The sequence below is a fragment of the Kribbella italica genome (genome assembly GCF_014205135.1).
In the GTDB taxonomy this organism is placed as follows: domain Bacteria; phylum Actinomycetota; class Actinomycetes; order Propionibacteriales; family Kribbellaceae; genus Kribbella; species Kribbella italica.
Genome location: NZ_JACHMY010000001.1, coordinates 2,671,951 through 2,695,956, shown reverse-complemented (window position 1 = coordinate 2,695,956; position 24,006 = coordinate 2,671,951). Strand labels below are relative to the sequence as shown.

The following is a 24,006-nucleotide window of genomic DNA, read 5'->3' as shown; positions in this document are numbered from 1 at the left end:
ACCCCAGGAGTGAGTGTTCATGCCGGTGCCGCAATCCATGGCTGACGTCGAGGCGGCGTTCCGGACGCCGGATCCCTCGTGCCGCCCGACACCCTTGTACTGGTGGAGCGGCGCCGACCTCGATCGCGAGCGGTTGGCGGTTCAGCTGACCGAGCTGGCGGCGAAGGGAATCGGCGGCACGATCGTCGGCTACAGCCACCTTCCCGACGGCGACCTGGACCACGGCAGCCCCGCGCCGTTGAGCAGCCAGTGGTGGGAACTGTTCCGCTGGTTCACCGAGCAGAGCGCGGAGCTCGGCCTGACGGTCGGGATCCAGGACTACGGCATCAACGGCCCGATCCTGCGGGCGATCGGTGAGCTGACCCGAGAGCACCACCCGGGCACGCTGGTCCACGTGACCGAACGCCGTACCGGGCCTGGAACGTTCACGATCCCCGTCTCGGACCGGTCGCTGGTGACCGCGGCCGCGACCGACGAGGCCGGCTCGGTTCAGCCGGTCGCCGTCTCGGCCGAAGGTTCGTACGCGTTGCCGGCGGGGGAGTGGGAGGTCTCGCTCGTCCTCAAGCGCGACGGCGTGATCGGGTCCTACCCGTCGTCGTTCGACCCGCTGCATCCTCGGTCCGGCGCGTTGCTGATCGAGACGCTCTACCAGCCGTTCCGCGATCAGCTCGGGACGTTGTTCGGTACGACGTTCACCACGTTCTTCCAGGACGAACTGGACTTCGGGCTGCGGATGCCGTTGTGGAACGACCTGGTGGCCGAGCGCCTCCGCGAGGAGCACGGCTTCGACCACCGGGAATGGCTTCCCGCGCTCTGGCTGGACCTCGGCGAGCGGACCCTGCGCTTCCGGGCCGCTTACCGCGACACGGTGGTGGGCCTGCTCGAGGACCACTACTTCCGGCCGATCTTCGAGTGGCACGAACGGCACGGCACCTCGATGTTCATGGACCAGGTCGCCCGCGGTGATGTGCGCGGCGGGCGGCACGCGTACGGCGACTACCTGCAAACCATGCGCTGGTACAACGGTCCGGGCAACGACGATCCGGATCTCACCGGGCCACGGTCGGTGGCGGCTTTCAAGGTGAGCGCCTCGCTGGCCCGGCTGAACAACCGCCCGATCGTGGCCAACGAAGCCTTCCACAGCAGCGGCTGGGGAATCGCACCGGAACGGATTCTGGCCGGCCTCAACGCCGGATTCGCCTACGGGGTCAACCACGTGATGATGCACGGCCTCAGCTACAGCACCGAGGGCGGCTGGTGGGAGTGGGCGTCGCCGGACTTCCACTTCCGTCAACCCTGGTGGGAACACTCCGACACCTTGTGGGCGTACATCACCCGGGTCAGTGCCCTGCTCCGGTACGGACGGGGTGTCGCCGACATCGCGGTCCTCGACCCCACGCAGGACCTCGACCTGAGTGGCGACGGTGTCACGTCCCCGGAGTACGCCGTGAAGCTCCTCGGCACTCTCGCGCAGGCCGGGCACGACTGTGACCTGCTGGACCGCCTTCATCTCCTCGAAGCGGAGATCACTGGCCAGCAGCTCACCGTCGGAGACTGCACGTACCGGGCTGTGATCGTTCCCGATGTCCGCGCGGTGCGGCACGACGTCGCCGAGAAGCTGGGACGATTCGCGCTGGCCGGCGGGGTGGTCGTCGTTCTGGGCGATCCGCCGACGGTGACCGAGAACGGTCCCTGTCCGCCGTCAGTCTGGGATTCGGCGCTCAAGCTCGGGGCAGAGACTCGGCGGAGTCTTCCGCAGGTGCTGGCCGGGATGTGGGAGCCGGACTTCGACGCCCACGGCAGCGGGCTGGTGGCGACGCACCGCCGCTCCGGGACGACTGATCTGTACTTCGTGGCCAACGTGGCCGACGCGCCGGTGCACGCCTCGGTCGACCTCCGGGCGAGCGGCCGGATCGAGACGTTCGACGCCTGGACCGGGAGTCGGTTCCAGTGCTCGTCGAGTCCGGCTCCTGGTAAGGAGCACAGCACGCGCGTTCACCTCGATCTCGAGCCGGGGCTGGCGACCGTGCTGGTGGTCGACGGCACGAGCCAATCCCTCCAGTCCAGGACGCCGCCGGAGGTACCGGGCCGCGTTGTAGAGCTCGAGGGCCCGTGGCGGGTCCAGACTGTCCCGATCCTGGACAACAGCTTCGGCGACTTCGAGTTCGGCGCGGAACCGATGGGTGTGCAGACGTGGCACGTGGAGACGAGTTCGTCGGCCGCCGGCCCCTGGACGCCTACGCTCGTTCGCGACGGGGAGAAATTCCTTGCCCTCGGCCCCGTACTGCCCGAGGACGGGGCGACGGTCGAAGACGCAATCCGGAACGGGCGACCGCGCCGTGGACAAGTAGTGCTGCCCGGCCTGGCCTGGCGGCCGTACGCGTTCTCCTACCAGACCGGTGTCGCCGACGACCCGTTGCTGCTCGATCGGATGACCGGTCCGCACGGGTTGAAGTTCGTGCCCGACGAGTTTCTGGACCCGACGGTCCTGGACGGCGACGCTCCAGCCGGCTCGCAGTACTACTTCTGGTCGACCGTCGAAGTGAGTGACCCGGCCGTGACGGTGTCGGCGGGGTCCCGGTCGCGGTACCGGCTGTGGGTGGATGGCGAGCCCGTGCTGGAGCAGGCCGACGAAGTTCCGGCAACGCGGACTCCGGCGTGGAAGCTCAGGGATCTGAGCGTCGTCCCCGAGACTCTGCCGCTCGAGCTGAGCACCGGCCGACATGCCGTTCTGCTGCGGGTGACGGTCGCCGAGGACCAGCCCACGCGTGCTTCGCTGGCGATCGGCACCAAGCTCGCCGACGACTGTCCACGTGCCCGTCTCCGGTGGTGGTACGGCGAGGAGAGTTGCCTGACCTTCGACGCGGCCGACCACGAAGAGCAGGTGTGGTTCCGGGTGGCGACTCCGCCGGGGTTCCAGTCCGTGTCGCTGGCGACCACCGGACAGGTGCGGTCGGCAACGTTGCTGTCGTCGCACGAACCGCTGAGGATCGAGGGGCGCCCCGACGGCCGATCGTTCCTCAGCCTGCGCGACGCGCCCTCGCTCGACTCCCGCGACGTACTGCTCCTGATGGTCGAGAGCACGAAGCACGGGTACCGCGACGCCGCCGTACTGACCGAGCCGATCGATTGGCAGCTCACGGAAGGGACCGCGCCCACGGCCGACTTCGTGGCGCACGGTCTCGGTGACTTCTCCGGCGTGGTCCGGTACCGCTCGGACTTCGCCTGGCAGTCCACGGGTGAGCGGGTGCTGCTCTCGCTGCCCGGTGTGGAGTCGTCCGCCCGCATCACGCTGAACGGCAGGGAAGTGGGCACGCTCCTGACGGACCGCCAGGAGGTCGAACTGACCGAGACTGTTGCCGTGGGCACCAACACCCTCGAGATCCAGGTGGCGAACACCCTCGTCAACCGTTTCTCGGTGCTCCCCTCGCCGTTCAGCCGGATGCAGCGGCCTGGTGGCGGGTTCCGGGCTGTCCGCCTCCGGACTCACGGGTAGCCCGCGATCAGGTCGAGTCGCGGCGGACCAGCGTGGTCGGCAGGATCACCGTGGCGGGCTGTTCGCCGTTGATGACCTGGCCCAGCAGTCGCACCATCTCGGCGCTGATCCGGTCGAACGGCTGTCGCATGGTGGTGAGGGCCGGGACCAGGGTCGCCGCCAGCCAGGAGTCGTCGAAGCCGCCGACGGCGACGTCCTGGGGGACCCGGCGACCCTGGGCAGCCAGCGTGGCCAGGGCGCCTGCGGCCATCAGGTCCGACGCGACGAACACCGCATCGAGCTCCGGACGCCTGGCCAGGAGCTCCGCCATCGCCCGCTGACCGCCGAGTCTGGAGTAGTCGCCGTAGGCCACCAGTTCTTCGTCGTAGTCGGTGCCGAGCTCGTCGCGGTACCCCTGGAGCCGCTGCACGCCACCAGGGGTGTCCAGTGGGCCGGTGATGGTCGCAAGGTGCCGGCGACCGGTGTCGCGAAGATGCCGGACCATCTCTCGCGCCCCGGCGACGTCGTCGGCCGCGACGTACCCGACCTTGCCCTCGTAACCCAGCGGTGCGCCGCAGGAGACCACCGGGACCTGCTCGCGCAGCAACGATCCCACGACCGGGTCGTCAGCGTGCGTCGAGATCAGCAGGACACCGTCCACATGGCCGGCGGTGACGTAGTCAGTGACCCGGTGGCGCTCCTCCGGGGTGCCTGCGACCATCAGCAGCAGTGGCATGTCCTGCCTGGCCAGCGCATCGGCGGCACCGCGGAGCAGGACCGAGAAGTTCGGGTCCTCGAACAGCAGTTGGTGGGACTCGGTCAGCAGGAACGCGACCGAGTTCGCCCGGCCGGTGACCAGGCTGCGGGCGTGCCGGTTGGCGGCGTACCCGGTCGAGCGGATCGCGGCCTGGACCGCGACCAGCGCCTCCGGAGACACCCAGTGGCCACCGTTGATGACCCGGGACACGGTCCCGCGGGACACCCCGGCGACGGCGGCCACGTCCTTGATGGTGGGTCGTCTCCGGCCGCCGTTGTGCTCCACGACCGACGAGTCTAGTCACGTCGAGTCTCGGCTGTGCCGTTGGCCGCCGGGCTCGAGCCGGTGACTGTGCACGTTCACAGCGAAAGTGAAGCCTCGGTCTTGTCAACTGTGGGTTTCATCAGTTTTTCTTGCTGTTACCACCAGTCATCAGGCTGTGCACGTGCACAAGACGCGAGCGAGACGAGGAGCTTTGATGAAGATCTTGACCGTACTCACCCTCACCACAGGACTGATCGTCGCGGCGACCGGAACCGCCTCCGCCCAGCGCGGCAGCGTCGCGAACGGAGGCTTCGAGCAAGGGCTGAGGGGCTGGAGCGTTTCCGGCCCAGCCGGTACGGCGAAGATCGAGACCGCCGGCCGGACCGGCAACCGGCTGACCCACTGGTCGGGCAAGCGGTACCGGGTGACCACCCGCCAAACCGTCAAGTTGCCCGACCGCGGCTGGTGGACGGTCAGTTCGTGGGGCATCTCCGGCGGGGCGCTCAACAGCTCGACGCTGTCGGTCAGCGGGTGTGGTGCGACCGCCTCGACCGTGATTCCGGCGACCGGTGCGTGGGTACGGTCGGCGGTGTCGGTGTACGCCGGGGGACCGAAGCGGTGCACGGTGACCCTGACGACCGCCGGCCCGGCGGGGACGTGGGCGAGCTTCGACGACATCGGTGTGGCGCCGGGCCGGGTGGCCCGGACGATCCGGGGTGGCGACCTGTCCGGACTCGCCAAGAACGAGGACTTCGGGGCGACGTACAGGTCCGCGGACGGCAGATCGGGTGACGCGGTGAAGATCCTCGCCCGGTCGGGGATGAATCTTGGCCGCCTGAAGGTCTGGGTCGACCCGGCCGACGGGTACAACGACCAGGCGCACGTGGTCGCGACGGCGCAGCGGATCAAGGCGGCCGGGATGAAACTGCTCGTCGACTTCCACTACTCCGACCGCTGGACCGATCCCGGCGCGCAGGGAGTGCCGGCGGCCTGGCACGGGATGACGCCGCAACAGTTGGCTGGTGCGGTTCACCAGCACACCCGGGAGGTGCTCCTGGCGCTGAAGGCCGCCGGTGTGAAGGCTGACATGGTGCAGGTGGGCAACGAGATCAATCCGGGCATGCTGTGGCCGTGGGGCCAGACCTGGGACGTGGATCCCGACGACGGCGTCCCGGGTGCGCAGTGGGACAACCTGGCATCGTTCCTGACCGCAGGCGCGCGGGCGGTCAAGGAGGTCGACCCGCGGACCCAGGTCCTGCTGCACCTGACGAACATCAACAACGGCATCGACTCGCTGACCTGGTGGTTCGACCAGGCCGTCGCCCGTGAGGTGCCGTTCGACCTGATCGGACTGTCGTACTACGGCTACTGGCACGGAACGCTCGCGGACTTGCAGAACGCCGTCACGACGCTGTCCGCGCGCTACGACAAGGACGTGCTGAACGTGGAGACGGCCTATCCGTTCACGCTGGCCGACGACAGCCCGGCGTACGAGAACGTCATCGACGTCCCGAGCGAACTGGTCGCTGGATACCCGGCGACACCGGCCGGACAGGCGGCCCAGTTCCGTGCGGTGCAGAACGCGGTCGCCTCGGCCGAGGGAGGTCGCGGGATCGGAACGGTCTACTGGGAGCCGGCGTGGACCGCCGTCGCCGGTGCCGGTTGGGATCCCTCGGACCCGGCGTCCGGCAACGCCTGGGAGAACCAGGCCGTCTTCGACTTCACCGGCCGGCTGCTACCAGCAGCCCGGAACTTCGCACCCGACCCGCGCTGACGACAGCGGTCAATCCTGCCACGTGAGGACACGGGCGGACGGTTCGCTGACCGCTGTCTCCACCAGTAGTTCCTCACTCTGCTTGGTGAAGGTCCAGCCCTGCGACGTGCTCGGGAACAGAACGGCCGGCGTCGATCCGGACCACGGGATCCGGATCGACGCCGGGCCCTGTCCACGGTGCCAGATCGAGAGGTACGCCGTGGTGCGGTCACGCAGGCCGAGCATGATCCAGTCGTCGGACCAGCCCGGCAGACCGAGCGGCCAGAACGGCTCGAGCTGGTCGAGACGCGGGAGGATCTCGCGGTGCGCGGTGACCGCGGCCTTCACCAGGTCCAGCTCCTCGGCCGTGAACCGGTCGAGATGGCCGGACAGGTAGAGCCGGCCGAGGATGCCGTTGACGAGGCTGAACACCAGCTCCTCCGTGCTGGTGCCCGTCTGCGGGTAGGCCCAGTTGCCCGCTTGCTCGGGCAGGATCGACGCCGGTGCGGCGGCGGCGATCGGGGCGTAGAGCAGGTGATCCTGCTGGTCCGAGGTGGACTGCAGATGCAGGCGTGACAGCAACGCGTAGTCCATCCGCATCGCGCCCGACGCGCAGTTCTCCAGCAGCAGTTCGGGATGGCGGGCCTGGACTTCGTCCAGCCAGCGCAGGTGGGCCCGGTTGTGCTCCAGCAGGCCCTGCCCGAGCGACGTACCGGACTTGTCGGTGCCCGGACCGGTCATCGTGTTGTTGTCCAGCTTGAAGAAGCCGATCCCGAACTGCTCGATCAGCCGGTCGACGGTCGAGTTCAGGTGGGCACGAGCGGCATCACTGCGCAGGTCCAGCAGGTAGCGGCCGTGCTCGGCGACGCGTACTCCCCGCCGAGTGAGGAAGGCACCGTCCGGCAGCTCTGCCGCCAGTGGGGAGTCAACGCCGACGACCTCCGGTTCCAGCCACAGGCCCGGGACCATGCCACGCTGCTTGATCCGGCCGACGACTTCGCCCAGGCCGTCGGGGAAGCGGCTGGGCGACGGCTGCCAGGCGCCGACCGTGCTCCACCAGTCGCCCTCGGCGTACCAGCCGGCGTCGATGCAGAAGTAGTCGGCGCCGGCGTCCGCCGCGGCATCGATCAGGGGGAAAAGCTTGGCGGTCGTCGGATCGCCCATCAGCGTGTTCATGTAGTCGTTGAAGACGACAGGCAGCCGGTCGTCGACCGGCCGGCGGAGCCGGATCGCGCGGCGCTGGGCGGTCAGCGCCACGAACGCGCTCGCTTCGTCCGGCGCTGCCACGAGTGAAACCGGCACGGTGGTGAAGGTCTGGGTCGGCGTTACGGTCGCTGTCCAAGCGTGTTCCTGGTCCGTCGGTCCGCTGAGCAGCAGGTAGCCACCGCTGCGGGTCTCGCCGAGTTCGTAGTGCCACGGACCGTTGTGCTCGATCTGCCAGCCGAGTGCATGATCCCCGGCGACGAGGACGCCGACCGGGAGCACCTCACCGGTCGACCAGGAGCCGGCGTTGGTGATCGCCAGGCGGTGCTTGGCCAGCGGCCGGTACGTGTCGCTGCGGATGTCGGCCAACCGGCTCCGCAGCGGGCGCCGGTTCCACCGGTTCTCCGCCATCCAGTCGTTGTCGGCAGCAACAAGAGTGGCATCCAGCGAGGGGAGGCCGACCGCCAGGGACGAGACGAAGTCCAGTTCCAGCCGGCCCGGCGCGGAGAGCTTCACTTCGGTCCACGCGCGGAGACCGGCGCCGGCCGCGAAGCAGCTGATCACTCGGAGACCGGTGGTCTCGTCGTACTGCTCGATCCGCAGCGAGGTGTCGGTCGGCTCCGCACCGACGTACCTGAGCCGATGACCGATCTGGGTCCCGACGTGCCGCACGGTGCCGGGGGACCGGCCGTGACCGATCGCGGAGATCTCGACCAGCGGCTGGTCGGTGCCGAGAGCAACCTCTGAGCCCGTCGCCGGTCGCCAGCCGGCCAGGCGGACCGGTCCGTCGTCGACGGCGAAGGTCAGGGTGAAGTTCGGTGTCTGCCAGGCCAGGGTCATTCACAGCTCCCGCGTGGTCGTGTAGTCGAAGGAGAGGACATCCACGTGTCCGGAGTCCTCGGCGTTGTAGGCGTAGAGCCCGATCCGGTCACCCCGGTAGCCACCCCAGGTCAACTGGTACGACGGGCCGAAGTCGGTGAAGGTGCTGCCGTCGAGGCTGAACGAGAACTGGCTGACTCCGTCGAGGTCCCACCGGGACCGCAGCCAGACCTCCTCCTGGGCGATGACCGATCCGGTTTCGAGGTGCCCGTTCTGGTTGAGCGTGAGCACCGTGACGCCGCCGGCCCGGTGTGCCGCCAGACCGGCGGACGTGGCGGCGAAGTGGCACAACCCGGCGTACTGGCCGTCGGTCAACCCGCCCAGTGCGAGCCGTGCCGTCACCGTGCTGCCCGGTACGCGGACCGCTCGTTGGGTCAGTGTGTTCCCGACCTTCAAGAGGTCGTGCAGCTCCAGGGGTGGGAAAGCGTAGAGGCGGAGGGATCCCGGCCGATCGGTCAGCGACCATCGGTCCGCGCGTGGTTGGTAGTGCCACTCCCACTCGGGTCGGAGCCGCGGCGCGGCGAAGTCGTCGCCGGTGACGATCTGCGGCAGCTCGGTCTGCTGGTGTTCGCGACCGGACGGCACGGCACCGCGCCAGACCATCGTGCCGATGCCGTCGGGCCCGACCTGTCCGAGCACTGGCCATCCGTCCACCCAGGTCACGGGAAGCAGCGAGAGCGTCCGCCCTTCCCAGTGTCCACCGGTGCCGTGGTGGGTCACCCAGTACCAGGCGCCGTCCGGTCCGATCACCAAGCCGCCTTGGTTGGGTTCGCGATCGACGGACGCGTCGACGTGCTGCAACTGCCGCGTCTCGTACGGGCCGTAGAGGTCGGTGCCCCGGTTCATCATCACGACCCGGCCTTCGGGCTTCACCTCGCTGTAGAGGTGGTAGTAGTACCCGTCGATCTTGTAGAGCTTACTCGCTTCACCACCAGGCGACTGGTGAATGAGGCGGTCCGACCTCAGCGACCGGCCGTCAGCGCTCAGTACGAACAGGTGGGTCCGGTAGTCCGCGGCGAAGTTCGTCGCGACCAGGTACGCACGGCCATCGTCGTCCCAGAAGGGGCACACGTCGTTCCAGCCGGCCACCCGCCACAGTGCGTGGACGGGTTCCCACGGCCCGGCCGGGTCCGCTGCCGTGGTCATGAAGAAGCCCTCGTCCGGGGTGTTGAAGTACACCCAGAACCGGCCGGCGTGGTGGCGGATGGCGCCCGCCCACACGCCGCGCCCGTACCGGTTCATCCGGTCCCAGTTCAGCTCGGGACCGACCCGGGTCAGGTCGTCGACGGCATGCCCGATCACCCTCCAGGTCACCAGGTCGGTCGAGTGCAGGACCGCCATCCCGGGGGAGTAGCCGAACGTGCTGGTGATGCCGTAGTAGTCGTCGCCGACCCGGATGCAGTCGAAGTCGCTGAGGTCGGCGGGCAGGATCGGGTTGACGTAGTGACCGTCGCCCTGGTCACCCCACTGCCCGCCGGACCTCAGCGTTGCGGAGCCTTCGATCACTTCGGTGCTTTGTCGTACGCCGTCTGCTGGATCTCCAGGTAGCGCTTGAGTCCCAGGCTCTCCAGGCCCTTCACGTAGGCGTCCCAGTCCTTGTCGATGTCCTTGGAGCCGGTGATGAACTGCAGCGCGTTCTGCTGGGTGTAGTTCTCGATGTTCGTCTGCAGGGTCGCCACCTCGCTGCCGAGCTCCGGCGGGATCCAGACCTTCCAGTACGGGTAGATCTGCGCCTTGTCCTCGTGACCGTCGTACTTCTTGGTCTCCTCGAGCAGCCGGCGTTCGTACCCGTCCTGGGAGTAGACGTCGGTGGCGATGATCTCGGAGTTGCGGAAGTCGATGGTGTTGTTGTACTGCGCGAGCGGACCCCAGCCGGCGTTGGTGGGCGGCGAACCGGGCTTGAGCTTGACCTGCTTGTACAGCGGCTTGGCCGTCTTCTCCAGCGCGACGTCCCCGGCCTTGGGAGGTGTCCACGTCTTGCCCTCCGTGCCGAACATGCCGTTGATCTGGCCTTCGGTGGAGTAGATGTAGTCCAGCATCTTGATCGCCTGGATCTGTACCTCGGGGCTCGCCTTGTTCGTCAGCACGAAGGTGGCGCCCGGCGCGCTGGGGAAGCTGTAGCCGGCGAAGTTCGCGCCGTCCGGACCGGTCAGCGGAGGCACCGCGTCGTACTGCTTGTCCCGGCCGTCGGCCGCACCGATCGCCACGAAGATCCCGGGGTGGCCGACCGTCGAGGAGCCGAGGATCACCGGTCCGGCACTGTCCCCCTGCCGCTTCAGCGCGTCCGCGTTCTGGGTGAAAGCGCCCTTGTCGATCAGGCCTTCGCCGTACAGCGAGCGCAGGTAGGCCAGCCCTCTCTTCCAGCCGTCCTTGTTCGCCTGGGTGTCGACCTTGCCGTCGTTGAGCACCAGGGTCGAGTTGGTGTTGCCGTTGGTGCCCTGCGGGTTGTAGAGGAAGGCGTTCATGAAGTACGGGATCAGGATGTCGCGGGCGTCGGCGCTGAGCGGGATCTCGTCGGCCTTGCCGTTGCCGTTGGGATCCTGGGTCTTGAACGCGCGCAGCACCTTGACCATGTCCTCGGTGGTCTTCGGCTGCTGCAGCCCCAGCTTCTTCAGCCAGGCGCTGTTCATCCACAGCTTGGCCTGGTACGAGCAGTGGTAGCAGTCGTTCCACTGCGGCAGGCCGTACACGTTGCCGTCGGGCGCGGTGGCCATCGCCTTGTACGTCGGGTTGGTGTCCAGCGCCTTCTTGATGTTCGGCGCGTACTGGTCGATCAGCTGGTTGAGCGGCAGGACGACGCCCTGCTTGGACAGCTTGAGCAGGTCGGCCTGGCTGAACTGGTCCACCCACGGGACGAGTAGGTAGAGGTCGGGGTAGTCGCCGCTGGCCAGCGAGATCTGCCGCTTCTCGCGGGCCGGCCCCGCGTCGTACGTGGTGGTCTGCCACTTGAAGGTGATGTTGAACTGCTTGCCGATCCGCTGGGAGAACTCGTTGCGGCTGAGATCGGTCTCGGGGCCCTGGGGTGCGAAGACGTTGATCGTCACCGCCGGATTGCCGGTGACGGTGGGCAAGGGCTTCTGCGCCGCGGTGTCACTGCCGCCACCGCTGCACGCGGCCAGCCCCAGTGACAGCGCGGTCAGGACGGCGACCGCCGTACCGCGGCCTCTGACAGTACGGATGTTCATCGCGGTTCTTCCTTCTGTGAGAGGTGTCATCCCTTGACGGCGCCGATCATGATTCCCTTGGTGAAGAACCTGGCCACGAAGGGATAGATCACCAGGACGGGGACGCTTGCGACGACGATCAGCGAGTACTTCAGCAGGTCGGCGAGCTGCTGGCGTTCCATCACCACCGAGGCGTCCTGCCCGCCACCGCTGTAGGTGTTCAGGATCAGGATGTTGCGCAGGACCAGTTGGAGCGGGAACAGGTCGGGGCTCTTCAGGTAGATCAGGGCGTCGAAGTAGGAGTTCCACTGCAGGATCGCGTACATCAGCGCGACCACCGCGATCATCGGCTTGGCCAGCGGGATGACGATCGACCAGAGGAACCTCAGGTCGCTGCAGCCGTCCAGCTGTGCCGCTTCCTCCAGCTCGTCGGGGATCGCGGTCCGGAAGTAGGTCCGGGCGATGATCACCTGCCACACCCCGACGGCCTGCGGGATGATCAGCGCCCAGCGGGTGTCGAGCATGCCCAGCGACTGCACCACCAGGTAGGTCGGGACCAGTCCTCCGGTGAACAGCATGGTGAACAGGATGACGCTCATGAAAACGTTGCGGCCGGCAAACGTCCGGCGCGACAGCGGGTAGGCGATCGCGATCGTCAGGACGACACTGACCACGGTGCCGGCGACCGTGTAGATCAGCGAGTTGACGTAGCCCTGGATGACCTGGGAGTTGCCCAGGACGGCTTCGTACCCCCGCAGCGAGAAGTCGACCGGCCACAGCGTCACCCGGCCGGCCGAGACCGCTTCGGGGCTGCTGAACGAGCTGGCCAGGATGTAGATCAACGGCAGCGCGACGATGGCCAGGAACACCGCCAGCAACAGGTAGACGAAGAACAGGAAGATGCGGTCGGACCGGGGTTCCTTGATCCTGGTGCGTTCCTCGGCGTTGTCGCGCCGCTTGCGCTCCCGCCGGGTCAACCGTCGGGTGGGGGCACCAGGCCCGGTGGTGGGGGACCCGTCGGGCAGTCGTTCTTCGGTGCGCTGGCTCATGACCACAGTCCGTTCCCGGTGACCCGCTTGGCGATCATGTTGACGAAGACCAGCAGCAGCAGGTTGATCACCGAGTTGAACAACCCGACCGCGGTGGCCAGGCTGAAGTCGGCGTTGAGCAGTCCGGTCTTGTAGACGTAGGTCGCGATGATCTCGGACTGACCGAGATTGAGGTTGTTCTGCAGCAGGAAGGCCTTCTCGAACCCGATCGCCATGATGTTGCCGACAGCAAGGACCAGGATGATCACCGCGGTCGGCATGATGCCGGGCAGGTCGACGTGGATGATCTTGCGGATCCGCGACGCGCCGTCGACCTTGGCCGCCTCGTACAGGGACTGGTCGATCCCGGCCAGCGCCGCCAGGTAGATCACCGCCGAGTAGCCGGCGGTCTGCCAGACGTCCGACCACACGTAGATGTGCCGGAAGTAGTCCGGATTGCCCAGCAGGTCGGGCTGGTCCACGCCGAAGAAGCCGAGACCGCGGCTGATGATGCCCAGGCGTGGCGACAGCATCAGGATGATCATCGACACGACGACGACGGTGGAGATGAAGTACGGCGCGTAGGTGACCAGCTGGACGGTCTTGCGGAAGAAGCCCTGGCGGACCTCGTTCAGCGCCAGCGCCAGGATGACGGCGATCGGGAAGCTGGCGATGACGGTGTAGAACGACAGCAGGAAGGTGTTCTTCACCAGGGACCAGAACACCGGATTGCTGAAGAACGCCTCGAAGTTCAGCCAGCCGACCCAGTCACTGCCCCAGATGCCCTGGACGACGTTGTAGTTCTTGAACGCGAGCACCGCGTTGGACATCGGGATGTACTTGAAGACCAGGAAGTACACCATCGGCGGGATGATCAGCAGGTACAGCTGCCAGTGCCTGCGCAGACTCCTGCGGAGCGAGAGCTTCGGGCGCTGCCTGCCGCGGGGTTTGGCCGTCGTGACCGGGGCCGGTGGTTGCAGGGTGTGCATGAGGATCTCCTCGGCTCAGCCGACTGGGGCCGACGGCAACGGGCGGTCGAGTCGAAAGGGTTTGCCGCCGATCAGGTCCACGGCGATCTTCTCCGCGCCGATCCGGATCACCACCGCGCGGTCGCGGTCGGCCGTGACGTCGACGACAACGCCCTCGGCGGGGGACCACGCGAGGTCGACGCCGATTCCGCCGCGGCCTCTGAGGCCGGAGACGCTGCCGGTGGTCCAGGCGGTCGGCAAGGCCGGCAGGATCTCCAGCTCGCCGGTGTGGCTCTGCAGCAGCATCTCGGCGATCCCTGCCGTCGCGCCGAAGTTTCCGTCGATCTGGAACGGCGGGTGCGCGCAGAGCAGGTTCGCGTAGACCCCCGCGCCGTCGCCGGTGTAGTCGCTGCCGGTGCCGTCGGTCAGGGTGAGGAGTTCCTGGAGTAGCCGGTGGGCAGCGCTACCGTCGCGGAGACGGGCGCGAAGGCAGACCTTCCAGGCCAGCGACCAGCCGGTCGCGCGATCGCCGCGCAGGTCGAGACTGCGGGTCGCGGCGGCCGCGAGATCGGCGGTGCCGTCGGGAGTGATCGAGTCGCCGGGAAAGAGACCGACCAGGTGCGAGACATGGCGGTGGTGCGGATCGATCTCCTCGTGCTCAGTGGCCCACTCGCCGAGCTGGCCCGAGCTGTGGATCGGAGGCTCGGGGATCCGCCGGCGGGCAGCGGTGATCCGCTCGACGAACGGCTCGTCCACTCCGAGCAGGTCGGCGGTTTCACGACAGATGCCGAACAGGTCGGAGATGAGCGCCAGGTCCATCGTCGCCGAGGTCGTCACGGAAGCGGGCGCACCGTCCGGTCCGACGAAGTCGTTCTCGGGCGAGGTGGACGGCGACGTACCGAGCGTTCCGTCCGGCAACTCGACCAGCCAGTCCAGGCCGAACTCGGCGGCCCCGCGCAGGACCGGCCAGGCCCGACGGAGGAACTCCTGGTCCTCGGTGAAGAGGTAGTGCTCCCACAGATGCCGGCAAAGCCACGCACCGGCCATCGGCCAGTTCGACCACTTCGGGTCACCGTCGACCGGGATGCTCCAGGCCCAGGCGTCGGCGTTGTGGTGGGCCGTCCAGCCGCCGCATCCGTACCGCTCTCGGGCGGTGACCAGTCCGGACGCGGCGAGCGACTCGACGTAGCGAAGCAGCGGCTCGTGACACTCCGACAGCCCGGTCGTCTCGGCGGGCCAGTAGTTCATCTCGGTGTTGATGTTCACCGTGTAGTTGGAGCTCCACGGTGGCCGCAGTTCTTCGTTCCAGATGCCCTGAAGCGTCGCCGGCAGACCGCCCGGGCGGGAGCTGCTGATCAGCAGGTAGCGCCCGTAGTTGAACAGCAGAGCCGCGAGACCTGCGTCGTCCGCGGTGGACGCGCGTCGTAGCCGTTCGACTGTCGGGAGGTCGTACACGGCTGGATCGGTGGGAAGGTCCAAGCGACAGGATCGGAACAGACGTTGGTGGTCGTCCAGGTGCTCCTGCCGAAGATCCTCGTGCTCGCGGGCCAGTGCTGCGGCCGCTCGTTCGTCCGCTGAGTCGCGGCATGCTTCCGGCGTACGGGTCGGTGTGACGTCCCAACCCGCGTAGCCGGTGTCGGTGGCCAGCACCAGAACGATCTCCGTGGCGTCGACGACCTCGAGCTTGTCGTCGGCGGCCTCGAGCGTGCCGTCGGAACGGATCCGGAGGACGGCCGCGGCGGCCATTCCGGCCGCCGGTCCGTCGGCGTACCGGATCGGATCCGGGTCGTTCACGTGCGGTGGGCTGACGTTGGCGGGGCATCGCGCCAGTAACCCGAGCCCGCTGGAACCAGTGGCAGCCGTCCAGTGCTGGAGTTGCGAGGTCAGTCGCGCGGTCAGCGTCAGTGATCCCGGTTGTGACCCGATCAGCCGTACCACCAGTACGCCGGCCGGTGCACTGACGAAGGCTTCCTGCCGGACCACGACACCGTCGTACTCGTACGACGACGTCGCCGTTGCCGTGTCGAGGTCCAGAGCGCGGCGATAGTCCACCACCTCCGCCGGCAAGGGAAGCCTGCCGTTGACCCGGACGTCGAGCAGCAGATCACCGAGCGGAAGGAAGGCCTGGGAGTGTCCGGCCTGCAGCGAGCGGGCCAAGGTCTCGGCCGTGCGGACATCGCCTTCGGCCACCGCGGCGCGGATCCGCTCGACGACGCCGGCGCCGATCTCACCGGCCGCGGTCCCGAGTGCTCGCGAGCTCTCCGGGCTGCCGGACCAGCACGTCTCGTCGTTCAGCGCCAGCCGATCGGTTCCGACCCCGCCGAAGCACATCGTCGCGATCCGCCCGTTGCCGAGCGGCATTGCCTCGAGCCAGTTGCCGGCCGGCGAGTCGTAGCGCAGCACGGTTTCGGAGGGGCCGGTGCGAGCTCGGCCCGAGGGCGTCTCACTGAGCTGCTGCATGCGCGTCAGACTCCTTCAGGGCGGTGAATGATCGGATGAATATTGGGACCATAGCTGCCTGTCGAGCGCGCGTCTATGTCCGATTCCGGTCACTGGTGGTCCAAACATCAGCTGAATTCCGGGTTCGTCTGGCGTACGCTGACCTTCCGCCCGGCGTACGAGGAGACCCTCATGACCCGTATCACCTCGGTCGACGTCGTCGACGTCCGCTTTCCCACCTCGCTGACCGCAGACGGGTCCGACGCGATGAACAAGGACGGTGACTACTCGGCTGCCTACGTCGTCCTGCACACCGACGACCCGGAGCTGCGCGGCCACGGATTCACGTTCACGATCGGACGCGGCAACGACCTGTGTGTCGCGGCGGCCGAGCAACGGGCCCGGCCCTTGGTGGGCCGTGACGTCGACGAGTTGGCCGCGGATCTCGGCGGGGTCTATCGCGACCTGCAGTCCGACTCGCAACTGCGGTGGCTCGGCCCGGACAAGGGCGTGGTCCATCTGGCGCTGGCCGCTGTCATGAACGCTGCTTGGGACCTGGCCGCTCGCCGGGCCGGCAAGCCGTTGTGGCGGTTTCTGTCGGACCTGAGCCCGACGGAGCTGGTCGACGCGGCTGACCTGCGGTACCTGTCGGACGTGCTGACTCGCGACGAGGCGATCGAGCTGCTCGCGGCCCGCCAGGAGGGCCGCGCGGAGCGGATCGCGGAGCTCGAGCAGAGCGGATATCCCTGCTACACGACGTCCGCGGGGTGGTTGGGATACTCCGACGACAAGTTGCGGCGCCTCTGCGAGGAGGCCGTTGCCGCCGGCTACCGGCACGTCAAGTTGAAGGTGGGCGCCGATCTGGCCGACGACATCAGGCGCTGCGGCATTGCCCGCGAGGTGATCGGTCCCGAAGGACACCTGATGATCGACGCGAACCAGGTGTGGGACGTGCCCGAGGCGATCGAGTGGGTCGGCCACCTGGCTTCCTTCGACCCGCTGTGGATCGAGGAGCCGACCAGCCCGGACGACGTGCTCGGTCATGCGGCGATCCGCAAGGCGGTGGCACCGGTCGGGGTGGCCAGCGGCGAGCACGGCATGAACCGGGTGCTGTTCAAGCAGATGTTCCAGGCCGAGGCGCTCGACTACTGCCAGCTCGACGCGGCCCGGCTGGGCAGCGTGAACGAGGTGCTCGCCGTCTATCTGATGGCCGCGAAGTTCGGCGTACCGGTGTGTCCGCACGCCGGTGGCGTAGGGCTCTGCGAGCTGGTCCAGCACCTGTCGGTCTTCGACTACGTGGCCGTGTCCGCCTCACTCGACAACCGCGTCACGGAGTACGTCGACCACCTGCACGAACACTTCGTCGACGCGTGTGTCGTCCGCGCGGGCGCGTACGTGCTGCCGACCGCACCTGGTTACAGTGCTGAGCTCCGGGCGAGCTCGCTGGCCGAGTTCGAGTTCCCCGGTGGCCGGTACTGGAGCGGTGGACAGCGGGCGGCGGTCGTGGCGTGACCTCGGGGAGATGATGGGCCGATGACGAGTACGCCGGGGATGTCGCAGACCGATGTCGTGGTGCAGGGCATCAAGAAGATCATCGTGGACGGCCGGCTGAAGGCGGGCGACAAGCTGCCGATCGAGAAGGACCTCGCCGAGGAGTTCGGCGTCTCGCGCGGCTCACTGCGCGAGGGGGTCCGGGCCTTGTCGATCATGGGTGTGCTGGAGACCCGGCAAGGCGCCGGCACCTTCGTGACCGCTCTCGACTCTTCGTTGCTGCTGGCTCCGATGGGCTTCGTGGTCGATCTGCAGGATCGCGCCGGCGCGGCCTACCTGCACACCGTACGACGGGTCCTCGAGACCGAGGCGGCCGCGCTCGCCGCGGTGCAGATCGACGAGAACGCGCTGCGCCGGGCGGACGCGATCCTGCGCCGTTCCGAGGAACAGTTGTCGCAGGACGAGCCCGACCACGAGGCCGTGCTCGAGGCCGACATCGCGTTCCATCACCTGATCGCGGAGGCGTCCGGCAATCCTGTCCTGGTCGCTCTCATCGACGCTCTGGGCACCAGGACGATTCGGTTGCGCCTCTGGCGGTCGATCAACCAGGAGGGCGCCGACGAAGCCACCCACGGCGAGCACCGCGCCGTACTGGAGGCCCTCGCCGCCCACGATCCCGACCGCGCCAGAGTGCGGATGGCCGCCCACCTGTTCGCCGTGGAGGACTACCTGCACACCCGCAACCCGTCCCCGGAGGCCCTGAGCCCGGAGCCACTGCCGGATCTCCGTGAGCCCGTCTGAGCCGGCGGGCAGAGATCGCGGAGGCAGGCCAGGACAGTGGCGAAGTGTGTCACCAGGAAGGGCGGGTCACGGGGTGTTGCTTCCCCGTGTTTCCTCCTTGTGGGCGAGTTCGGGCCGGTCCTTGCGGCGGGGCCACCACCAGTTGAGGTCTCCGAACCAGGCGACGAGGGCAGGGGTGAGGACGCTGCGGACGATGGTGGCGTCGAGGGCGATCCCGAGGGCCAGGGTGGTCGCGAAGATCTTCACATCGATCACCGGCACCGTGGACAGCGCCACGAAGGCCAGGAAGAGGATCAGGGCGGCCGAACTGACCAGGCGCCCGGTGTAGCTGAGGCCCGCGACGGTCGCTTCCGCTGTCGACAGGCCCGCGTCGTGCTCTTCCTTGATCCTCGACAGGATGAAGAGTTCGTAGTCCATCGACAGGCCGAACAGGAAGGAGAAAGCAGCCAGCGGCACCCAGAAGGTGATCGTGCCACTGGCTTCGGCACCGAACAGCGCTTGTGCTCCGAAACCCTGCTGCCAGATCAGCACCGTCAGGCCGTACGCCGCGCCGATCGACACCACGTTCTGGACGAGAGCCTTGATCGGCAGCCACACCGAGCGTAGGGCCCGGGCCAGGAGCAGAACGGTGACGACGACCACCAGGAAGAGCACCCAGCCGACGTTGCCGTAGATCGCAGTCACCGAGTCCGCGTCCTCCGCGGCGCTACCGCCAACAGTGGTCTCCGGTGCGGCCGCACGGATACGGTCGACGGTCTCGCGGCCTGCTGGTGTCGAGGGATCGTTGGTCAGGAGGACCGCCGCGAGTTGCTGATTGCCGCGACGCCACTGTGGTGCCTCCGGCGCGGCCACGGCCGCGACTCCGTCGACGGCTCCGACTGTGTCGAGGACTGCGGCGTCCGCGGTGAGGATCTCCACCGGCCGGAAGATCCCCGCGCTGATGCCGGCGTCGGTCGCGGTCCGGTAGGCCTTGGCAGCGGGATCAGCGCCTGCGGAGATCGCGGTCAGTTCCGGTGAGCCGAGCCGAAGACCAAGGGCCGGCGCGAACATCGCGGCAAGCACGGCGGTCGCCAAGAGGGCCGCGACGATGCGGTGCTTGACGACCAGACCACCGATTCGTCTCCACAGCCGGCTGTCCGCGTGGTGCCGCTTGCGACGCGGCCACTCCAGACGCGGTCCGATCGTCGCGAGGATCACCGGCAGAAGTGTCATCGCGATGGCGACACTGACCAAAGGGATCAGCAGGCCGCCGAACCCCACGCTGCGCAGGAACGGCACCGGTACGACGACCAGCGCGAGCAGGGAGACGGCGACGGTGACGCCGCTGAACATGACGGCCCGACCAGCGGTCGTCATCGCGGTCGCTACTGCCTCCCCGTTGTCCGCACCCGCGGCGCGTTCCTCTCGCCAGCGCATGACGATCAGCAAGGTGTAGTCGATCGCCACGCCGAGCCCGATCAGGCCGACGAGGTACTGCACGATGAACGAGACATCGGTAGTTGCCGACAGCCCCAGAATGAGCAGGAACGTCGTACTGATCGCGGCCGCCGCCATCAGCAGCGGGACGATCGCGAGGAGCGATCCGAACACCAGCGCGAGCACGATCATCGCGCCGCCGGCGCCGAAGGCGATCTCGACGATGATCGGCCGATCGGAGCCGCCACCGCCCTCGCGGAGCGCTTCGACTCCGGTCACCTGCAACGGCTGACCGGCGACCTGGGTGCTCGCCATCGTCGAGGTCAACTGAGGAAGAGCCGTCTCGTACGCCGCCGCGCCGGGCAGGACCGGTGGGTACACCAGGGCCACCGTCGTCCGGCGATCTGGACTGGTCAGGGACTTGGCCACCTCCGGATCTTCGGCGTCGAGGAAGGACACGACCCGCCAGCCCTCCGGCAGGCGGTCGAGTGCCGCAGCGAACTGCGAGCGCACCTGCTCGTCGTCGACGGACGAAGGAGCCGGAACGGATGCCACCACCGCCAGCGGGTCGATCACGCCACCGTTGTCGAACTCGGCCAGGATGCGCTCATTGGTCTCGTAGGCCGGCTGTCCTGGCAGTCCGAAGTCGTAACTCAGCCGATCGATCGTCGTCGGCGCCAGAACGCCACCGACGACAGCCAGAGCCACCCACCCCACGACAATCAGCCATCGCAGCCGTAACACCCCTGCCGTCCAACGCCGCATGACGAACCCGCCTCAGAATAAGGAACCTGATTCATGAGCGTACATCGGCAGGCCGTGGCCTCCGCAGAACTTATGCAAGCCCCGGATCGCGCCTCGAGGCGATCAGCTTGTGCAGCAGCTCGTTGAGTTGGTGCGCTTCGCCCGCCGTCATGCCGAGTGCTTCCGGCTGGTTGAAGGCCCGTACTGCGGAGCCTGCCTGCTCGAGTACCGCTTGCCCTTGCTCTGTCAGGGTCACCGGCACAGGTCGCCCGCGCCCGCCCGGACCCTGGCGAAGGAGCAGACCCCGCTCGACCAGTGAACCGATCAACTCGCCCATGCTCTGAGGACGGATGAGAACCCGGCGGGCTAACTCGGCCTGCGTCAGGCCCGGGGTGACAGCAAGTTGAGCCAGTACGCCGAACTGCACCGGCGTCAGCCGTTGCTCGGCGAAGAGAGCGTGAAAACCCTGGGCGACCGAGTGGTACGCCTGCACCAAGGTCCAGGCCGGCAAGCCGGCAAGGTCATCCGCCGTCCACTGCAGGTCGCCCACTGCTGGACGGTATCAGGAGGCGCCTCGGTCGTGAGCCTGGCTTACCGGAGCACCTTGTCGACGAACAGCGTCAGGTTGTTCGTCAGGCGGATGGTCTTCTCCTCCACCGAAAGGGTCTCGTCCAATCCAGGCTCGGTGGCCGCCTGCTTCTTGCCCCTGATGTACAAGGAGCAGGCCAGGTCGGTGCAGAGGTACTGCCCCACGGTGTTGCCCTGTCGTCCCGCAGCGCCTGACCGGCGCGCGGCCATCAGAACCACGCCGCCGCCGGTACGCGTCGTCATGCACAGCGAGCACATACTGCGGGACGTGAAGCCCCGACCAGCGCTCTTGGCCGCTTTCAGCGTGATGCCGATGAGCTTTCCGTCTCGCTCGGCCACCAGATAGCCACGGTCGGGGGCGCCGGGATCGCACCAGCCCAGGAAGTCGAGCTGGTCCCAGGGCTGCTCTTCCAGGTCTTTGGGCACGGTCAGCCGCTTCGCCTCGCCCTGGGAGCAGTTGACGAAGGAGCCGCGAATCTGGCTCTCGGTGATCGGTTGCATCTCTCGAAACTAGCTCTCCTATTATGGTTAGGCAAACGACTTATGCACTTAGTCAGAGGGGTCTTGACATCAGAGAGTGCAGCGCTGGTCAGGGGTGGGGACCTCGAGGTCGATCAGGTACTTGGCGAAGATGTCGTTGACGCAGGGGCTGGCGCCGCTCATGGCGATGATTGGTTTCCTGCTCAGGGGTGCGGGCTTGTTCGTCGTTGCAGTTGATGGCGAAGTTCGCGTCGAGGTAGTTGCGCCACTTGCCGTCGGCAGTCCGGCCGGCGAAAGTGTCGTAGATCGCGAGCAGCTTGTCGCCGCGTCGCTCTTTGGCGAGCCGGCGAATCCCGGTGATGATCTTCGGCCATTCGGAGGCCATGTAGAGCCCGGCGGTGATCCCGCCAGTGGCTTGGTTGAAGTTGAGCGTCCGGTTCTTGCCCGCCGGTACCGGCTTGTCGATGAGGGGACGGACGAGCTGCTGGAAGGCGGCGCCGGCCTGGCTCGGGTCGGTGCCGAGGGGGCAACCGGCCAGCTTGACGCATGAGGCGACCATCAGTTCGAAGGAGCGCTGGGACGCTTTCTGCTGGCTGAGCCGACGGGTGGCACCGTCCTGGCGAGGATCGGCAGCTCCGTCGAGGACCATGGCGCGGACCTTGTCGGGGAACATCTCGGCGTAGACCGCGCCGAGCCGGGTGCCGTAGCTCTGCCCACACCACGCGGGTCGAATCCGACGATGTCGAAACGGTCCACGACCGGCGACTTCTTGAGCAGGATCGAGGTGATGGCCGCCTGTGCCATGCCCGGCCCTCCTGGGCCGCCGGGATTGACCACGAGGGAGCCGATGCGCTCGTCGCGGCCACCTGAGGCCGGCACCCGCAGTACAGCCACCTGGGCGGTCTTGCCGTCGGGTTTGTCGTAGTCGAGCGGCACGGTGAGGCGGGCGCACTCGGCCGGGTCAACGAAGATCTTGTCGTCGTCGACGTTGGGCGCGTAGTCCGCGCACGACCCGAACGACAGGTCCTGGTTGTAGAAGCGCTCGAGCTGTGGCGACGCGTCTTTCGACTCCTCGGCAGGGGCAGCTGCAGGCTGGCTACAGGAACTCACCACCACCATCAACGTCGTACCTACGACGGCTGTGAATGCCTTCAGCACAAAGGTTTCATAGGTGCCTTTCTTGTCTGTCGGGCAGTGGGGTGGCCGTGAACACGCCGCCGGGGTCGTACGCACGTTTGAGGTCCAGCAACCGGGCCGTGTTCTGCCCGTAGGCGTGCGCGACCTGGTCCTGCTGGTCGGGGGTGAGGAAGTTGGGATAGCCACCGGGAAGCGCGTGCGGCGCCAAGTTCGAGCTGACGTCCTCGACCCAGGCCCGGTAGGCGTCGGGGTCCTCGTGCGCGGGTCGTCCGCCCGAGATCTCGAGGACGACGTGAGCGCTGCGCCGACCGAAGGCGGTCTGGTCAGCGCCGACGCGGGTGGCGGCGCCATGGAACTGCCGCACCCCGATGCCTGCTCCCGGGCCCGGACGCCGATCCGCGGCAGCGATCAGGATGTCGATGATGTCGGGGGTCAGCGTCGCCACCGAGCGTGTCCGCAGGTCCCAGTGCATTCCTGCCGGCACCTGCTGGTCGAACTGCTCCAGGAGGTCCCGCTGGGATGCCGGCCCCAGGGTGCTCGACAACGGGGTGCCCAGTCGCAGTACCCGGTCGAGGGCGGCGTCGGCCTGGTGTCGCTCTCCCGACCAGACCGGCACCGCGAGCAGGCACGGCCCGACCTCGGGAACGACCGTCAGCTCCATCAACAAGGTCAGACCGTCGGGTGCGCCGGCGATCAGGTCGGTGTAGCGGGCCAGGACGTCGCTCGCGTCGCTCCAGGGGAACAACACCAGGCCGCCGACCAGTCCGCGATCAGGGTGCAGACGGATCCCCATCTCGGTGACGACACCGAAGTTGCCGCCACCGCCACGCAACGCCCACAACAGTTCCGGGTCGTCGTCGGTCGACACGATCCGGCCGTCGGCCAGGACGACCTCGGCGGACAGCAGGTTGTCCGCCGCCAGGCCGGCAGTCCCCAGCAGTGGGCCGTACCCGCCGCCCAGGGTGAGCCCGGCCATGCCGACCACTCCCGCAGTGCCGGTGGCGACGTTCAGGCCGTACGGCGCTGCCGCCGCCACGACATCGGCAGCGCGAGCCCCGCCCCCGGCCACGGCCTCCCCGTCGGCGACCCACACCTCGCGCATGTCACCCAGGTCGATCACCAGACCGCCCTCGCGCAACGCCCGGCCGGCGAAGTCGTGGCCACCACCACGCACGGAGACCCCGACCCCACACTCGACCGCGGCGGTGATCGCTGCTGCGGTCTGGACCGCGTTGCGTGGCCGTACGACGACAGCCGGCCGTGCCGTGACGGCCTCGTTCCAGACCTGCACTGCTTCGGCGTAGGCGGAATGTCCCTGCGTGAATACCCGCTGCGCACCAAGACGCTGCTCAACGAGGTGGACCAGTGAACCGGTTGCATCTGCAGACCGCATGGAACGTCCTCTCGTGCGGGGGCAAT

17 protein-coding genes are annotated in these 24,006 nt (G+C 67.9%); 4 read left to right on the top strand and 13 right to left on the bottom strand.

What is annotated here, in order from left to right:
* The first annotated feature begins 37 nt into the window (after nucleotides 1–37).
* Nucleotides 38–3,496, top strand: coding sequence for a glycosyl hydrolase (locus HDA39_RS12520; RefSeq protein ID WP_184795391.1), 3,459 nt, complete (start codon nucleotides 38–40; stop codon nucleotides 3,494–3,496).
* Nucleotides 3,497–3,503: 7 nt separating this feature from the next.
* Here HDA39_RS12520 and HDA39_RS12515 read toward each other — a convergent pair whose 3' ends face one another.
* Nucleotides 3,504–4,517, bottom strand: coding sequence for a substrate-binding domain-containing protein (locus HDA39_RS12515; protein ID WP_184795390.1), 1,014 nt, complete (start codon nucleotides 4,515–4,517; stop codon nucleotides 3,504–3,506).
* Nucleotides 4,518–4,710: 193 nt separating this feature from the next.
* Between HDA39_RS12515 and HDA39_RS12510 the strand changes: the two genes are divergently transcribed.
* The gene (locus tag HDA39_RS12510; RefSeq protein ID WP_184795389.1) at nucleotides 4,711–6,270 is read left to right on the top strand and encodes a glycoside hydrolase family 53 protein; all 1,560 of its coding nucleotides are present in this window, start codon (nucleotides 4,711–4,713) and stop codon (nucleotides 6,268–6,270) included.
* A 9-nt stretch (nucleotides 6,271–6,279) separates the two neighbouring features.
* Here HDA39_RS12510 and HDA39_RS12505 read toward each other — a convergent pair whose 3' ends face one another.
* Genes HDA39_RS12505 through HDA39_RS12480 form a run of 6 tightly spaced genes read right to left on the bottom strand, consistent with a single transcriptional unit; the run spans nucleotide 6,280 to nucleotide 15,951 of the window.
* Nucleotides 6,280–8,292 (bottom strand): glycoside hydrolase family 36 protein, encoded by a 2,013-nt coding sequence (locus tag HDA39_RS12505; protein WP_184795388.1) that lies wholly within the window; start codon nucleotides 8,290–8,292, stop codon nucleotides 6,280–6,282.
* Nucleotides 8,293–9,837: a family 43 glycosylhydrolase gene (locus HDA39_RS12500; RefSeq protein WP_184795387.1), complete on the bottom strand. Its 1,545-nt coding sequence runs from the start codon at nucleotides 9,835–9,837 to the stop codon at nucleotides 8,293–8,295. It abuts the gene before it with no gap.
* Nucleotides 9,834–11,516 (bottom strand): type 2 periplasmic-binding domain-containing protein, encoded by a 1,683-nt coding sequence (locus HDA39_RS12495; RefSeq protein ID WP_184795386.1) that lies wholly within the window; start codon nucleotides 11,514–11,516, stop codon nucleotides 9,834–9,836. The genes HDA39_RS12500 and HDA39_RS12495 overlap by 4 nt, the downstream gene beginning before the upstream one ends.
* A 26-nt stretch (nucleotides 11,517–11,542) precedes the next feature.
* Nucleotides 11,543–12,544, bottom strand: coding sequence for a carbohydrate ABC transporter permease (locus HDA39_RS12490; RefSeq protein ID WP_184795385.1), 1,002 nt, complete (start codon nucleotides 12,542–12,544; stop codon nucleotides 11,543–11,545).
* Nucleotides 12,541–13,512: an ABC transporter permease gene (locus HDA39_RS12485; RefSeq protein WP_184795384.1), complete on the bottom strand. Its 972-nt coding sequence runs from the start codon at nucleotides 13,510–13,512 to the stop codon at nucleotides 12,541–12,543. Before HDA39_RS12485 ends, HDA39_RS12490 begins: the two co-directional genes overlap by 4 nt.
* A 15-nt stretch (nucleotides 13,513–13,527) precedes the next feature.
* Nucleotides 13,528–15,951: a glycoside hydrolase family 95 protein gene (locus HDA39_RS12480; protein WP_184795383.1), complete on the bottom strand. Its 2,424-nt coding sequence runs from the start codon at nucleotides 15,949–15,951 to the stop codon at nucleotides 13,528–13,530.
* A gap of 171 nt (nucleotides 15,952–16,122) precedes the next feature.
* On the opposite strand from HDA39_RS12480, the gene HDA39_RS12475 reads away from it, so the two are divergent.
* The gene (locus HDA39_RS12475) at nucleotides 16,123–17,442 is read left to right on the top strand and encodes an L-fuconate dehydratase (protein ID WP_184795382.1); all 1,320 of its coding nucleotides are present in this window, start codon (nucleotides 16,123–16,125) and stop codon (nucleotides 17,440–17,442) included.
* A gap of 21 nt (nucleotides 17,443–17,463) precedes the next feature.
* Nucleotides 17,464–18,222 carry a FadR/GntR family transcriptional regulator gene (locus tag HDA39_RS12470; RefSeq protein WP_202892977.1) on the top strand — a complete coding sequence of 253 codons (759 nt, stop codon included), beginning with the start codon at nucleotides 17,464–17,466 and terminating at the stop codon, nucleotides 18,220–18,222.
* A 66-nt stretch (nucleotides 18,223–18,288) separates the two neighbouring features.
* On the opposite strand, the gene HDA39_RS12465 is transcribed toward HDA39_RS12470, so the two are convergent.
* The 6 genes from HDA39_RS12465 to HDA39_RS12445 form a co-directional block, all read right to left on the bottom strand.
* Nucleotides 18,289–20,346: an MMPL family transporter gene (locus tag HDA39_RS12465; RefSeq protein WP_202892976.1), complete on the bottom strand. Its 2,058-nt coding sequence runs from the start codon at nucleotides 20,344–20,346 to the stop codon at nucleotides 18,289–18,291.
* Between the two features lie 127 nt (nucleotides 20,347–20,473).
* On the bottom strand, nucleotides 20,474–20,932 hold the full coding sequence (locus HDA39_RS12460; protein WP_184795380.1) for a MarR family transcriptional regulator: 459 nt from the start codon (nucleotides 20,930–20,932) through the stop codon (nucleotides 20,474–20,476).
* 41 nt (nucleotides 20,933–20,973) lie between these two features.
* Nucleotides 20,974–21,471, bottom strand: coding sequence for an FBP domain-containing protein (locus HDA39_RS12455; RefSeq protein ID WP_184795379.1), 498 nt, complete (start codon nucleotides 21,469–21,471; stop codon nucleotides 20,974–20,976).
* An 88-nt stretch (nucleotides 21,472–21,559) separates the two neighbouring features.
* A complete protein-coding gene (locus HDA39_RS12450) occupies nucleotides 21,560–22,123 on the bottom strand; it encodes an alpha/beta fold hydrolase (protein WP_238356036.1) in 564 nt (187 codons plus the stop codon).
* A complete protein-coding gene (locus tag HDA39_RS42280) occupies nucleotides 22,009–22,572 on the bottom strand; it encodes an alpha/beta fold hydrolase (protein WP_238357368.1) in 564 nt (187 codons plus the stop codon). The genes HDA39_RS12450 and HDA39_RS42280 overlap by 115 nt, the downstream gene beginning before the upstream one ends.
* Before the next feature lie 43 nt (nucleotides 22,573–22,615).
* On the bottom strand, nucleotides 22,616–23,980 hold the full coding sequence (locus HDA39_RS12445; RefSeq protein WP_184795378.1) for an FAD-binding oxidoreductase: 1,365 nt from the start codon (nucleotides 23,978–23,980) through the stop codon (nucleotides 22,616–22,618).
* Between the last annotated feature and the right edge of the window lie 26 nt (nucleotides 23,981–24,006).

Bases quoted from the DNA above. Each gene is read 5' to 3' on its own strand.
- HDA39_RS12520 (WP_184795391.1), top strand. From the start codon at position 38: ATGGCTGACGTCGAGGCGGCGTTCCGGACGCCGGATCCCTCGTGCCGC.
- HDA39_RS12510 (WP_184795389.1), top strand. From the start codon at position 4,711: ATGAAGATCTTGACCGTACTCACCCTCACCACAGGACTGATCGTCGCG.
- HDA39_RS12505 (WP_184795388.1), bottom strand. From the start codon at position 8,292: ATGACCCTGGCCTGGCAGACACCGAACTTCACCCTGACCTTCGCCGTC.
- HDA39_RS12495 (WP_184795386.1), bottom strand. From the start codon at position 11,516: ATGAACATCCGTACTGTCAGAGGCCGCGGTACGGCGGTCGCCGTCCTG.
- HDA39_RS12490 (WP_184795385.1), bottom strand. From the start codon at position 12,544: ATGAGCCAGCGCACCGAAGAACGACTGCCCGACGGGTCCCCCACCACC.
- HDA39_RS12485 (WP_184795384.1), bottom strand. From the start codon at position 13,512: ATGCACACCCTGCAACCACCGGCCCCGGTCACGACGGCCAAACCCCGC.
- HDA39_RS12480 (WP_184795383.1), bottom strand. From the start codon at position 15,951: ATGCAGCAGCTCAGTGAGACGCCCTCGGGCCGAGCTCGCACCGGCCCC.
- HDA39_RS12475 (WP_184795382.1), top strand. From the start codon at position 16,123: ATGACCCGTATCACCTCGGTCGACGTCGTCGACGTCCGCTTTCCCACC.
- HDA39_RS12470 (WP_202892977.1), top strand. From the start codon at position 17,464: ATGACGAGTACGCCGGGGATGTCGCAGACCGATGTCGTGGTGCAGGGC.
- HDA39_RS12455 (WP_184795379.1), bottom strand. From the start codon at position 21,471: ATGCAACCGATCACCGAGAGCCAGATTCGCGGCTCCTTCGTCAACTGC.
- HDA39_RS12450 (WP_238356036.1), bottom strand. From the start codon at position 22,123: ATGTTCCCCGACAAGGTCCGCGCCATGGTCCTCGACGGAGCTGCCGAT.
- HDA39_RS12445 (WP_184795378.1), bottom strand. From the start codon at position 23,980: ATGCGGTCTGCAGATGCAACCGGTTCACTGGTCCACCTCGTTGAGCAG.